This window comes from Enterobacter sp. HK-058-C-ECC, from assembly GCF_047531125.1.
In the GTDB taxonomy this organism is placed as follows: domain Bacteria; phylum Pseudomonadota; class Gammaproteobacteria; order Enterobacterales; family Enterobacteriaceae; genus Enterobacter; species Enterobacter quasiroggenkampii.
Window position 1 is genome coordinate 544,843 of sequence record NZ_JBLKCH010000001.1, and the last position, 12,812, is coordinate 557,654.

Here is a 12,812-nt window from a genome sequence, read left to right on the forward strand (position 1 = left end):
GAATTAACTCCGGGTATTAAAGCAATAAACCACATGGAAGTAACCTGTGGATGTAAAAAGTCGTACTAGTCTCAGTTTTTGTTAAAAAATTGTGTAGGATAAGCTGACTCGCTTTTAAGCCGGGCAGCGGAACATCTGCCCTGAATAAACAGACCGAAGCAGTAAGTGAGAGAACAATGTCGAATAAACCCTTCCATTATCAGGATCCTTTTCCCCTCAGTAAGGATCAGACCGAGTATTACCTGTTAACCCGCGATCACGTCTCCGTCTCTGAGTTTGAAGGACAAGAGATCCTCAAGGTGGATCCACAGGCGCTGACGTTGCTGGCGCAGCACGCTTTCCACGACGCCTCGTTTATGCTCCGTCCTGCCCATCAGCAGCAGGTGGCCGATATTCTGAGTGACCCGGAAGCCAGCGAAAACGATAAGTACGTTGCCCTGCAGTTCCTGCGTAACTCCGATATCGCGGCGAAAGGCATTCTGCCAACCTGTCAGGATACCGGTACGGCGATCATCGTCGGTAAAAAAGGCCAGCGCGTCTGGACCGGCGGCGGTGATGAAGCAGCGCTGGCACACGGTGTTTATAACACCTACACCGAAGACAACCTGCGCTATTCGCAAAACGCCGCGCTGGACATGTACAAAGAGGTCAACACCGGCACCAACCTGCCAGCACAGATTGACCTCTACAGCGTCGACGGTGATGAGTACAAATTCCTCTGTATCGCCAAAGGCGGCGGTTCGGCCAACAAAACCTATCTCTATCAGGAAACCAAAGCGCTGCTTACCCCGGGCAAGCTGAAGAACTACCTGGTTGAGAAGATGCGCACCCTCGGCACCGCGGCGTGCCCGCCGTACCATATCGCGTTTGTGATTGGCGGTACCTCGGCGGAAAGCACGCTGAAAACCGTGAAGCTGGCCTCAACCAAATACTACGACGGCCTGCCTACCGAAGGTAACGAACATGGTCAGGCGTTCCGCGACGTGCAGCTTGAGCAGGAGCTGCTGGAAGAAGCGCGTAACCTGGGCCTCGGCGCGCAGTTTGGCGGCAAATACTTCGCTCACGACGTGCGCGTGATCCGTCTTCCGCGTCACGGCGCTTCCTGCCCGGTCGGGATGGGCGTCTCCTGCTCTGCGGATCGCAACATCAAAGCGAAGATCAACCGCGAAGGCGTGTGGATCGAAAAACTGGAAAACAACCCGGGTAAATACATTCCGGAAGCGCTGCGTAAAGCGGGCGAGGGGGAAGCGGTTCGCGTTGACCTGAACCGTCCGATGAAAGAGATTCTGGCGCAGCTGTCTCAGTATCCGGTTTCGACCCGTCTCTCCCTCAACGGCACCATTATCGTGGGCCGCGACATCGCGCACGCGAAGCTGAAAGAGCGCCTGGACAACGGCGAAGGGCTGCCGCAGTACATTAAAGATCACCCGATCTACTACGCGGGCCCGGCGAAAACGCCTGAAGGCTACGCCTCTGGCTCGTTAGGCCCGACTACGGCAGGCCGTATGGACTCGTACGTCGACCAGCTGCAGGCTAACGGCGGCAGCATGATCATGCTCGCGAAAGGCAACCGTAGCCAGCAGGTGACGGACGCCTGCCACAAGCACGGCGGCTTCTACCTCGGCAGCATCGGCGGCCCGGCTGCGGTTCTGGCGCAGGGCAGCATCAAGAGCCTGGAGTGCGTGGAATACCCGGAACTGGGTATGGAAGCGATCTGGAAAATTGAAGTGGAAGATTTCCCGGCGTTTATCCTCGTGGATGACAAAGGCAACGACTTCTTCAAGCAGATCCAGTCGTCCCAGTGTTCGGCGTGTGTGAAGTAATTCTGTAAATTGCCGGGTGGCGCTGACGCTTACCCGGCCTGGATTCTCGTAGGTCGGGTAAGGCGCAGCCGCCACCCGACACCCGACACCAAAAAGAGCGCACAAAGCGCCATAACGTTTCTCAGAAGTCATCAATACTTATCCCTTAAGCATGTGAGCAATCCCGACAGTGTTATCAAGGAGAAAGTAATGACAACGGTACGCCATGAGAAAGACTCGATGGGCGCCATCGACGTCCCGGCTGACAAGCTATGGGGCGCGCAAACCCAGCGTTCGCTGGAGCATTTCCGTATCTCGACTGAAAAAATGCCCGTCTCGCTGATTCAGGCGCTGGCCCTCACCAAACGCGCGGCCGCAAAAGTGAACCAGGATTTAGGCCTGCTGGCGGCAGACAAGGCCACCGCCATCATAAATGCCGCCGACGAAGTGCTGGCGGGCAAGCATCCTGACGAATTCCCTCTCGCCATCTGGCAGACCGGTTCCGGCACCCAAAGCAACATGAACATGAACGAAGTGCTGGCGAACCGGGCAAGCGAACTGCTGGGCGGTGTGCGCGGCATGGAGCGTAAGGTTCATCCGAACGATGACGTCAACAAGAGCCAGAGTTCTAACGACGTCTTCCCCACGGCCATGCACGTGGCGGCGGTGATTGCTATTCGCGAACAGCTTATCCCACAGCTTAACGTCCTGAAATCTACGCTCAACGAGAAGGCACAGGCCTTCCGCGACATTGTCAAAATTGGCCGTACGCACCTGCAGGACGCCACGCCGCTGACGCTCGGCCAGGAGATTTCCGGCTGGGTGGCGATGCTGGAACACAACCTGAAGCACATTGAGAACAGCCTGCCGCACCTGGCGGAGCTGGCGCTCGGCGGCACGGCGGTGGGCACCGGGTTAAACACCCATCCGGAGTATGCGGTGCGTGTGGCGGAGGAGCTTGCGGCCATTACCGGGCAGCCGTTCGTCACGGCGCCCAACAAGTTCGAAGCGCTGGCGACCTGCGATGCGCTGGTCCACACTCACGGCGCGCTGAAAGGGCTGGCGGCCTCGCTGATGAAAATCGCCAACGACGTGCGCTGGCTGGCCTCGGGCCCGCGCTGCGGCATCGGTGAAATCAGCATTCCGGAAAACGAGCCGGGCAGCTCCATCATGCCGGGTAAAGTCAACCCGACCCAGTGCGAAGCCATGACCATGCTCTGCTGTCAGGTACTGGGCAACGACGTGGCCGTTAACCTGGGCGGTGCATCCGGCAACTTCGAACTCAACGTCTATCGCCCGATGGTGATCCACAACGTTCTGCAATCGATTCGTCTGCTGGCAGACGGCATGGAGAGCTTTAACGAACACTGCGCGGTGGGGATCGAGCCAAACCGCGAGCGCATCAGCCAGCTGTTAAATGAGTCGCTGATGCTGGTGACCGCGCTCAATACCCACATTGGCTACGACAAAGCCGCCGAGATCGCCAAAAAAGCGCATAAGGAGGGGCTGACGCTGAAAGCCTCCGCCCTGGCGCTGGGCTATCTGACGGAGGCGGAGTTCGATGCCTGGGTGCGCCCTGAAGCGATGGTCGGCAGCCTGAAATAATCAACTCGCCACGTACAGGTGCAGCCGCGGAATAATCAGCTGCAGCGGCTGCGCCTGGGGTCGGTAACGGTGCTGGACATTTTCAGCATCGTAATTCAGCAACTCACCAATATCCGGCACGATAGCCCCCTGATCGGCATCATAGAACGCAATCAGCGGCGTTGGACAGGCATACTGCACCTGTTTTTGCTGGCCGGAATACCAGACGCGGGCGATAGGCTGAACCTTCACCGGGCGCTTAATTTTGAGGCGCGTATCCGCCGGTAGCGAGGCGATGCTGTGGTACTCCTGCTCCAGACGCTCAATCCACTGCTCACGCGACCACGGCGCGACGGTGCGCGGCGTCTTCAGGCTCTTTTCCAGCTGCGCCAGAATTTCATCCCGGGTGAAGTTTTTAATGATGTGTTTATTCGCCCAGCCGAAGCGCAGCGTGGCGGGATGGCGCAGAACCGTTAGCGTGCGATAGGCATTTAGGGTAATTAACCCCGGAAGCTGACGGTGCACCCACTCAAACCGGGCGGCGGGGGCCAGGCCCGACTCTTCGGTAACGATCTTCTCAAATGCCGCTTTCAGGCTGTTGATATGGGTAATCTGGCTTTCCAGCGCCTCGCGCGCGGCGGCATCGGTTTGCAGACAGATCACGCCCGGCATCCGCACGGCCGCCTTGCTGCTGCGCTGTTCAGACTGCTGCTGGATAAAAAGATGGCGATAGTGTTTCATCGCCAGCTCCAGCGCGGTCTTGCCGATGTGCTGCTTCACGTCGATGGTGTCCAGCGGATCGTGCTCGGCCCCTTTGACCACCTCGGGCAGGGTAAAAACGCGCGCGGCCAGCAGGCGGCAGGTCTGCAAACGTTCTGTCAGGGTCAGCAGCTCGTGTTCTATTTCCCGAAACGTGCTGTTAAGCCGTTCGATAAGATCGTAGGTCGCCATAAGCACCCTCATTAGTTACAACATACTTATCATATAGCACAGCACGCCGGGTCAGGCCAGCGTGCGGTTAAGGTCAGGCAGGAACGGGAAGGGCGATGTTATGGTATACCGGCCAGCTAAAGCAGAAGCGCGCGCCGCCGAGCTCGCTCTCCTCGCAATGTACCGTGCCGCCCATGGCCTGCGCGATAGAGTAGACAATGGCCAGCCCCAGACCACAGCCTCCGGTGGCGCGATCGCGGCTGGGATCGAGGCGGACAAAGGGTTCAAACACGGTTTCGCGTGCCTCCGGCGCAATCCCCGGCCCGTCATCCTCTACCGTCAGGCTGGCCTGATTACCCTGCAAATCCAGCCCAATCTGTAGCGTACTTTCGCTGTAGCGCATGGCGTTGTTCATCAGATTGTCCAGCACGCGTTCCATCAGGCGCATATCGAGTGCGCCGTAGTCACCCGGCGTAACGCGCGTCAACAGCGTACGCTGCGGGTTCACGCTCTGAACGTCGTCAATGTGGGTTTGCAGCCACGCGGGCAGATCCGGCGTGCTGAGGTTCAGTTCGTTTTGCGGGCGATCGAGGCGCGCGTAGGTCAGCAGCTCCTCAATCAGCGCCTCAAGCTGGCCAATGTCGCGGTTAAGCGCCTGAGACTCTGCTTCCGTCAGATTCTCACTCATCTCCAGACGATAGCGCAGGCGCACCAGCGGCGTGCGCAGCTCGTGCGCAATCCCGTCGATGAGCTGTTTCTTACTGGCGATAAGGGCATTGATGTTATCGGCCATCTGGTTAAAGGCCACGCCCAGACGTTCAAAGCTGGAACCGCTGTCGAAGTGGATGCGCTCGGTAAAGTGTCCCTCACCAAAACGCTGCGCGGCGGATTCCAGCTTCAGCATGTCCTGCCAGTGCGGGCGCATCCAGATAAAAACCGGAAACGCCAGCGAAATGGCGATAAAGGCCATCAGCGCCATGTCCAGCAGGCGCATCTGATGCAGATAATAGAGATAGGGCACCGGCCCGACGGCCAGCACGTAATGGCTGCGCGGAATACGCTGAATAAAGGTGTATTTCTCATCCAGCGCGACGATATCCCCGTCGCGCAGACGCTGCATGGCGGGCGGGTCCAGATCGAAATCTTTCAACGGCTCGATGCGTAAATCGAATGACAGGTTGAGATCCAGCTCTTTCAGGGTTTTCGCCCAGTCGTGTGGCGGGATCTCTCTCAGCTCGCTGCGCATCAAATACAGCGAGCTTTTCATCAGGTCGTCCAGAGACTGCCTGCCCGCACGTTCGGCGGTAAATTTATAGACCAGCCCGACCAGCATGGTCATCACCAGGAAGCAGACAAACAGTAAAAGATAAAACTGCACAAACAGCTTTTTCATTGGATCTCACCGAAAAAACGCTATATGCAGAATATACATGAAAACCCTTCGAGTTTTTCACGTCTGTCGAGCGTGTTACATGGCTTTCGCGCTTTTTTTTACCTTGGCGATGAATTTTTCCGTCACGGCCAGGCCTTCCGCAATGTGCGTATCAATCACATCCGTTCCGTATTCGCTGATGAGGTCCAGCAGTATTTCGTAAGACTGGATGAGTTCCAGCAGGTCAAAGAGCGCTTTTTGATCGGTGCGTGAGGGGGAGGCGTGGTTCAGGGTTGCCTGATTAACAATCCACTCAAGATTGGTTTTTATCGCTTCTACCTGACCGTAGCTATACATAATTCATGAGCTTAAATCCTCATTTCAAGATTTATTGGAGAGATGTCGTGAAAGCTTCACGGCGAAAATGAGTAAAACAATCGCAAGAGTGGGGCGAGCTGAAGAAAGGAGAGTCGAGAAGGTAATTATGGAATAGTTCGCGTGCTTAGCAAGTTAATTGTTGCGCAAACGTAAAAATAAACGCCCGAAGAGAAGGCATCGTCGCGCAATGCCTTCATTTCGCACAGGTTATCTTATCCGGCGATCAGGTTTCCCACGCATGTGGGGCAAACAGATAGCCCTTGTTACGCACGGTTTTAATGCGGTAGGGCTCGGTGGCGTTATCCTGCAGTTTTTTGCGCAGACGCGAAATCGCCACGTCAACGCTGCGGTCCATTCCGTCGTAGCTTACGCCACGCAGGTTTTTCAGTAGCGCGTCACGGTCCATGATCTGCCCGGCATGCGTTGCCAGCTCCCACAGCAGGTCAAAATCTGCGGTGGAAAGGGCGATAAGCTCGCCAGAGAGCAGCACCTGACGGTTAATCGGATCAATAGACAGCGTACCGAAGCGCATCGCTTTGTGCGGCGTCAGAGACGGCGCCGGTGCTTCGCGTTCGATGCTGGCGTGCTGGCGTAAATGGAGGCGCAGGCGAGCGAGCAGGACGGCAGGCGGTGTGGTTTTCAGAATGTAATCATTGGCACCCATCTCCAGCGACAAAATATGGTTCATATCGCTGTCCAGAGAGGTGAGCAGGACGATAGGGCCCTCCCAACGGGCGCGCAGGTCACGGCAGAGCGTCATGCCGTCTTTGCCTGGCAACATAATATCCAGCAATACCAGATCCGGGTTTTCACGGACGACCACCTCTTCGGCACGATCGCCGCGAGGTTCAACAATGACGTCCATATCATGTTTACCCAGATAGGCGGCGATCAGCTGCCCGACTTCGGGTTCGTCTTCAACATAAACAATCTTATTCATACAGCGTCTGTTTTCGTGAAAAAAGCCAACATACACCGCGAAACCTTAACCTTCCATTAATCTTTCAAAATTAACGCCGGTTCCGTTATTCTGGCTGATATTGTGAGTTGATTATTATAGGGAAAACGATGGGGCTGGTGATCAAAGCCGGGCTGGGCGCGCTGGTGGTGTTGCTGATTGGCATGCTGGCGAAAACGAAAAACTACTATATTGCCGGGCTGATCCCTCTCTTCCCGACCTTTGCACTCATTGCCCACTATATCGTGGCATCTGAACGCGGTACGGAAGCGTTACGCACGACCATCGTGTTTGGCATGTGGTCAATCATCCCGTATTTTCTCTACCTGCTTTCGCTGTGGTATTTCACCGGTTTTCTGCGTCTCCCACTGGCGCTGAGCGGGGCGGTGGTCTGCTGGGGGCTCAGCGCCTGGCTGTTAATTTTCTTCTGGAGCCGCTTTCACTAACGCAGCGGTCGGCCGCCGTCCACGGCAAAGGTTCTGCCGGTGACGTAGCAACTGGTGAGCAGGTAATCCACGAGGTCGATGACCTCTTTCTCGCCCGGGGCAATTTTCATGAGCGACTTATTCAGCGCCTGCTGGCGATACTCCGCATCATCGTTTTCGTTGAATAAAATCATCGCCGGGGCAATGGCGTTCACCTTCACCTCGGGGGCGAGCTTGCGGGCAAACGAGCGGGTCATGTTATCCAGCGCGGCTTTACTGGCCGCATAGGCGATGTGCTTGTCGCTGCCGCGCTCCACCACATAATCAGTGAAGTGAATGATGTCGCCCGCAGCATGCCCGTGGCCGCGAAGCAGATCCTGCAGAGCATGGTTCAGCAGATAAGGGGTATTAACATGGATCTGCAACATGGCGGCAAGCGTTTCGCTGAGCGAGGTACCGGATTTCTCGGCCTGCCATGCGCTGGCGTTATGTATCACGGCGCGCAGCCCCGCAGTGGTGGATTTCACCTTTTCCGCAAAGGCCAGAATGCCTTCATCGGTTGAAAAATCAGCCTGAATGCAGACCGCCCCGGCTTTGCGTAACCCTTCAATCGACGGGTATTCCGTACGGTAGCTCACAATGACCGGATGGCGAAGGTTGAGAAAGTGATGGGCGAGAGCGAGGCCGATACGGCGGCCTCCACCGGTGATCAGTATGGGGCGAAGCGGTGCATTTCCCATCGTATTCTCCTTTACAGTTCAACAATGGGAAAGGCGATGCTATCCCACTAACATCCAGGTTGCCGGCACGGCAGCAACCAGTAAGAGTCCAATTAATGCCATTTCGCGGCGTTTCAGCGCGTTCTCCAGCTGATGCGTGCGGCGGGCGTAGATAAACACCAGCAGGCCCGGTGCGTACAGCACCACCGACAGCAGCAGATGCATAGGTCCGGAAGCATACAACAACCACAGGCCGTAAATACAGGCTCCGACACCCACGACATAATGCGCGGGACGAGTGGCAATTTTTAACAAATACGCACCCACTAAGAAATAGGGTACCAGAATCATCTCCGAGGCGATGGTCAGCAGCGTGTTATAGTCTGAACCTGTGAGCCAGATCAGCACCAGGCAGATCTGAACGCTGATGTTGGTCAGCCAGAGTGAGGCAGACGGCGCGCTGTTTTTGTTTTGACGCGCAAACAGCCGTGGGAACGCTTTGTGCGTAGAGGCCAGGAAGGGCACTTCAGCCGCCATGATGGTCCAGCTCAGGTAGGCTCCGCAGACGGAGATAATAAGACCCGCCGCAATCACCACGTCGCCCCAGGGGCCGAGCATTTTCACCATCAGGCCTGCCATTGAGGGGTTACGCATTTCAGCCAGTTCAGGACGCGCCACCACGCCCAGCGACAGCAGCGTGACCAGCAGATAGACCCCGAGCGCAGCCAGTACGGCCAGCAGCGTGGCGCGGCCTACATCGCGTTTATTTCGGGCCCGGGCAGAAACCACAACCGCACCCTCAACGCCGATGAATACCCACAGGGTAATCAGCATCGTGTTTTTCACCTGCTCCCAGACGGGGACGCCCAGCGCAACGCCGCTGAAATCGAGCTTAAACACGTCGAGACGGAACGCAATAAAGGCCAGAACGATAAACAGGCCGAGCGGAACCAGCTTCGCGAGCGTCGCCACCAGGTTAATGCTGGCGGCCGTTTGTACGCCACGCAGCACCAGCCAGTGGACGAACCACAGTAATACCGAAGCGCCCACAATAGACTGCCAGGTATTCCCGTCGCCAAAGAGGCGCAATTCAGGCGTATCGGTAAAGAAACTGAGCGCCGAGAAGACAATCACCAGATAGGAGACGTTGGCGATAACCGCACACAGCCAGTATCCCCATGCGGAACAGAAGCCAATCAGCTCGCCGAAGCCTTCACGGGCATAGGTGAAAATGCCGCCGTCCAGGTCCGGGCGAATGCGGGTCAGCAGCAGCATGGCGAAGGCCAGCAGCAATATTCCGACTCCCGTAATGCCCCAGCCAATGATGAGCGCAGACGGGCTGGCGACGGCAGCCATATTTTGCGGCAAACTGAATACGCCCGCACCCAGCATTGAGCTTAAAACGAGTGCAGTCAGAGCACTCAGGCCAAGTTTCTTTTCCATTGGCTTCCTGTTATGAAAGGTCAAAATCCAGAATAATTATTTCGCTCAGGCGCATAAAAATGGTGGATCACACTAAGGCGCGGGATTTTACGGAGTGTAACGAAAGCATGCAATGACGTGTGGCAGAAATTCAAAAAAAGTAACAAAAAAGGCGGCATTGCGCCGCCTTTCTTAAACGATTTTGTTACTTGTACAGATCGGCGCTGATGGTCACGTTGTTACCACGTTCCTGCCACTGGCGGGTGATGTGGTAGAACTTCGCCCCTTTCTTCGCCGCACGCTTCGCGACCTGGTAAGAGACTTCCGTCATGTTGCCATAGTTGCCGGTAAATTTGATGCTGTCGAACGGCACCATCTGCGCGGCAGTGGCGTTGTTCAGCTCTTCAATTTTGGTACCGTCTGGCAGCGTAACCGAATAACGGCCACCTTTCGTGGACTGCGTTTCAAAGAAACGGCCCACTTCAGCGCTTGGCGCAGCCGTCGTTGCGACGCCTGGGATTTCCACTTTCTTCGCTTCTTCGCCGCCTTTCGCTATCGCCGCGCGACCGGCTTCTGAGTTCGCCGGAATCGCATCCGGGCTCTGCAGAACACGTTTTTTCGCATCTTCTTTATAGATGAACGCGGTAATACGCTGGTTGCCGCCCTGGTTAGCATCGACCTGACGCACGATGTAGAACGAGTAGGCCCCTTTCTCTTTCGCGGCTTTGGTGATGGCATCGTTCACTTCAGGCTGGCTGCGGTAGAAGCCCTGAACGGTGACGGTGTCGTACGGTTCCAGCGCAATTGCCTGATCTTTCGGCAGTTCAACAACACCGTTGATCACGCGGTTTTTCGGTGCGTCAGCTTTTGGCGCGTTGTCTTTATACAGCGCAATAGTCACGCGCTGGTTACCGCTGTTGCCGTTATCAGACTGGTCAACAACATAAAACGATGCCGCCCCGTTTTTATCAGCGGCCTTTGATGCAGCGGCGACGGCGTCGCCAATAGAATTATAACGACCCACAATGACCTTATGGTCAAAAGGTTTTAACGCTGCCGCTTGCTCCGGCGTTAACTCTGTTGCGGCATTCGCAGACAGGGCGGTCGCGGAGAGAAGTGCGGACGCCAGGAGTGTGTTCTTAAGCTTCATAAAAATGATCCTTCGCCTTGCGCAAACCATGTACTGGTATTGTTGTTAATTTGAGACGGTCCCGATTATGGCATTTAAAACCCGTCGCTGTCTGCGCCATTTTTCACAGCCAGTGCTCACTGAATCACCTTATTCGATAACATTTAGTGATATGTTGAAAAAACACGCGTTTGACAAGTAAAACTGATAAAGCTTATGACTTTTACAAGTTAATTTAATGTTAATAAGTTGTTCTCTTATGGCGCTATATCATGTTTTTACCGCTTCGCTTGCGCGAATTATCGGTTCTGGCGATGAATTTAAGGTAAATATCACTGTCAGTGACGCCGATCGCTTATTTTTCACAGATAAAGTAAGAAATAGTGTTTTCTGGCGGTAGATCACGGCCGGTATTTTCAGTAGGTTATAGACAGTTTGTTACTGTTTTATTTTCCGGGGTGAATTGTGTCTCATTGCTTGTGTGATGGCGAAAAATGATACAAACCGCGGGCATTTATCGATAAACCATCATCAAAAACCGATGGAAGGGAAAACTATGCGTATTGGGGTACCAAAAGAACGGTTAGCCAATGAAACCCGCGTAGCGGCAACACCGAAAACGGTGGAGCAACTGCTTAAGCTGGGTTTTACCGTCGCGGTTGAAAGCGGCGCAGGCAAACTGGCGAGTTTCGATGACGAGGCCTTTATCCAGGCTGGCGCGGAAGTGGTGGACGGTGCCGACGTATGGCAGTCGCCGGTGATTCTGAAGGTCAATGCACCGGAAGAGAGTGAGATTGCGCTGCTGAATCCGGGCACCACGCTGGTGAGCTTTATCTGGCCTGCGCAAAATCCTGAGCTGATGGAAAAACTGGCCGCGCGCGGCGTTACCGTCATGGCGATGGACTCCGTGCCGCGTATTTCGCGCGCCCAGTCGCTGGACGCCTTAAGTTCGATGGCAAACATTGCGGGCTACCGCGCCATCGTTGAAGCGGCTCACGAATTTGGACGCTTCTTTACTGGTCAGATCACCGCGGCGGGTAAAGTCCCTCCGGCGAAGGTGATGGTGATTGGCGCGGGCGTGGCGGGACTTGCCGCCATCGGTGCGGCAAACAGCCTGGGCGCTATCGTGCGCGCTTTCGATACCCGTCCTGAAGTGAAGGAACAGGTCCAGAGTATGGGTGCCGAATTCCTTGAGCTGGACTTCAAGGAAGAAGCGGGCAGCGGTGATGGTTACGCGAAGGTGATGTCCGAAGCCTTTATCAAAGCCGAAATGGAACTTTTCGCCGCCCAGGCGAAAGATGTCGACATCATTGTCACCACCGCGCTTATCCCGGGCAAACCAGCGCCGAAGCTGATTACCCGTGAGATGGTTGACTCCATGAAGTCGGGCAGCGTGATTGTCGACCTGGCTGCGCAAAACGGCGGCAACTGTGAATATACCGTAGCGAATCAGGTGACCACGACCGCGAACGGCGTGAAGGTGATCGGCTATACCGATCTGCCGGGTCGCCTGCCGACGCAATCGTCTCAGCTGTACGGCACTAACCTCGTCAACCTGCTGAAGCTGCTTTGCAAAGAGAAAGACGGCAACATCACCGTCGATTTTGACGATGTGGTGGTCCGCGGTGTGACCGTGGTGCGTGAAGGTGAAATTACCTGGCCTGCGCCGCCGATTCAGGTTTCGGCCCAGCCTCAGGCAGCGCCTAAAGCGGCGCCTGAGCCAAAAGAACCTGCCAAACCGGCTTCCCCGTGGCGCAAATACGCGATCATGGCGCTGGTGATTATTCTCTTCGGCTGGCTGGCTGACGTCGCGCCGAAAGAGTTCCTCGGCCACTTTACCGTCTTCGCGCTCTCCTGCGTTGTGGGCTACTACGTGGTGTGGAACGTCTCCCATGCGCTGCATACGCCGCTGATGTCGGTAACCAACGCCATCTCCGGGATCATCGTGGTGGGGGCGTTACTGCAGATTGGCCACGGCGGCTGGATCAGCTTCCTGAGCTTTATCGCGGTGCTGATCGCCAGTATCAATATTTTCGGTGGTTTCACCGTGACTCAGCGCATGCTGAAAATGTTTCGTAAAGGCTAAGGGGTAG

At 55.7% G+C, this 12,812-nt stretch carries 11 protein-coding genes; 4 read left to right on the plus strand and 7 right to left on the minus strand.

Going from position 1 to position 12,812, the window contains the following annotated elements; all coding sequences use genetic code 11:
- Positions 1 to 176: 176 nt before the first annotated feature.
- Positions 177 to 1,823 carry a class I fumarate hydratase FumA gene (gene fumA / locus ACMWJS_RS02700; protein WP_028012930.1) on the plus strand — a complete coding sequence of 549 codons (1,647 nt, stop codon included), beginning with the start codon at positions 177 to 179 and terminating at the stop codon, positions 1,821 to 1,823.
- A 189-nt stretch (positions 1,824 to 2,012) separates the two neighbouring features.
- Positions 2,013 to 3,407, plus strand: coding sequence for a class II fumarate hydratase (fumC, locus tag ACMWJS_RS02705; RefSeq protein WP_025911542.1), 1,395 nt, complete (start codon positions 2,013 to 2,015; stop codon positions 3,405 to 3,407).
- Here fumC and tus read toward each other — a convergent pair whose 3' ends face one another.
- The 4 genes from tus to rstA form a co-directional block, all read right to left on the minus strand.
- Positions 3,408 to 4,337 carry a DNA replication terminus site-binding protein gene (gene tus, locus ACMWJS_RS02710; RefSeq protein ID WP_414746544.1) on the minus strand — a complete coding sequence of 310 codons (930 nt, stop codon included), beginning with the start codon at positions 4,335 to 4,337 and terminating at the stop codon, positions 3,408 to 3,410.
- Between the two features lie 73 nt (positions 4,338 to 4,410).
- On the minus strand, positions 4,411 to 5,709 hold the full coding sequence (rstB, locus tag ACMWJS_RS02715) for a two-component system sensor histidine kinase RstB (RefSeq protein ID WP_045910344.1): 1,299 nt from the start codon (positions 5,707 to 5,709) through the stop codon (positions 4,411 to 4,413).
- 75 nt (positions 5,710 to 5,784) lie between these two features.
- On the minus strand, positions 5,785 to 6,045 hold the full coding sequence (locus tag ACMWJS_RS02720; RefSeq protein WP_414746545.1) for a hypothetical protein: 261 nt from the start codon (positions 6,043 to 6,045) through the stop codon (positions 5,785 to 5,787).
- Positions 6,046 to 6,289: 244 nt separating this feature from the next.
- Positions 6,290 to 7,006, minus strand: a complete 717-nt coding sequence (gene rstA, locus ACMWJS_RS02725; RefSeq protein WP_021241154.1) for a two-component system response regulator RstA — start codon at positions 7,004 to 7,006, stop codon at positions 6,290 to 6,292.
- 128 nt (positions 7,007 to 7,134) lie between these two features.
- On the opposite strand from rstA, the gene ACMWJS_RS02730 reads away from it, so the two are divergent.
- The gene (locus ACMWJS_RS02730) at positions 7,135 to 7,470 is read left to right on the plus strand and encodes a GlpM family protein (protein WP_045910346.1); all 336 of its coding nucleotides are present in this window, start codon (positions 7,135 to 7,137) and stop codon (positions 7,468 to 7,470) included.
- On the opposite strand, the gene folM is transcribed toward ACMWJS_RS02730, so the two are convergent.
- The 3 genes from folM to ydgH all read right to left on the minus strand — a co-directional run bounded on the left by folM (position 7,467) and on the right by ydgH (position 10,740).
- Positions 7,467 to 8,189: a dihydromonapterin reductase gene (gene folM, locus ACMWJS_RS02735; RefSeq protein ID WP_045910347.1), complete on the minus strand. Its 723-nt coding sequence runs from the start codon at positions 8,187 to 8,189 to the stop codon at positions 7,467 to 7,469. The two genes, ACMWJS_RS02730 and folM, sit on opposite strands and share 4 nt — an antisense overlap.
- A gap of 39 nt (positions 8,190 to 8,228) precedes the next feature.
- Positions 8,229 to 9,611, minus strand: coding sequence for an amino acid permease (locus ACMWJS_RS02740; RefSeq protein WP_045910348.1), 1,383 nt, complete (start codon positions 9,609 to 9,611; stop codon positions 8,229 to 8,231).
- Positions 9,612 to 9,795: 184 nt separating this feature from the next.
- Positions 9,796 to 10,740 (minus strand): DUF1471 family protein YdgH, encoded by a 945-nt coding sequence (ydgH, locus tag ACMWJS_RS02745; RefSeq protein WP_045910349.1) that lies wholly within the window; start codon positions 10,738 to 10,740, stop codon positions 9,796 to 9,798.
- Between the two features lie 535 nt (positions 10,741 to 11,275).
- Here ydgH and pntA point away from each other — a divergent pair.
- Positions 11,276 to 12,805 carry a Re/Si-specific NAD(P)(+) transhydrogenase subunit alpha gene (pntA, locus tag ACMWJS_RS02750; protein ID WP_229225750.1) on the plus strand — a complete coding sequence of 510 codons (1,530 nt, stop codon included), beginning with the start codon at positions 11,276 to 11,278 and terminating at the stop codon, positions 12,803 to 12,805.
- The last annotated feature ends 7 nt before the right edge of the window (positions 12,806 to 12,812 follow it).

Bases quoted from the DNA above. Each gene is read 5' to 3' on its own strand.
- fumA (WP_028012930.1), top strand. From the start codon at position 177: ATGTCGAATAAACCCTTCCATTATCAGGATCCTTTTCCCCTCAGTAAG.
- fumC (WP_025911542.1), top strand. From the start codon at position 2,013: ATGACAACGGTACGCCATGAGAAAGACTCGATGGGCGCCATCGACGTC.
- tus (WP_414746544.1), bottom strand. From the start codon at position 4,337: ATGGCGACCTACGATCTTATCGAACGGCTTAACAGCACGTTTCGGGAA.
- rstB (WP_045910344.1), bottom strand. From the start codon at position 5,709: ATGAAAAAGCTGTTTGTGCAGTTTTATCTTTTACTGTTTGTCTGCTTC.
- ACMWJS_RS02720 (WP_414746545.1), bottom strand. From the start codon at position 6,045: ATGTATAGCTACGGTCAGGTAGAAGCGATAAAAACCAATCTTGAGTGG.
- rstA (WP_021241154.1), bottom strand. From the start codon at position 7,006: ATGAATAAGATTGTTTATGTTGAAGACGAACCCGAAGTCGGGCAGCTG.
- ACMWJS_RS02730 (WP_045910346.1), top strand. From the start codon at position 7,135: ATGGGGCTGGTGATCAAAGCCGGGCTGGGCGCGCTGGTGGTGTTGCTG.
- folM (WP_045910347.1), bottom strand. From the start codon at position 8,189: ATGGGAAATGCACCGCTTCGCCCCATACTGATCACCGGTGGAGGCCGC.
- ACMWJS_RS02740 (WP_045910348.1), bottom strand. From the start codon at position 9,611: ATGGAAAAGAAACTTGGCCTGAGTGCTCTGACTGCACTCGTTTTAAGC.
- ydgH (WP_045910349.1), bottom strand. From the start codon at position 10,740: ATGAAGCTTAAGAACACACTCCTGGCGTCCGCACTTCTCTCCGCGACC.
- pntA (WP_229225750.1), top strand. From the start codon at position 11,276: ATGCGTATTGGGGTACCAAAAGAACGGTTAGCCAATGAAACCCGCGTA.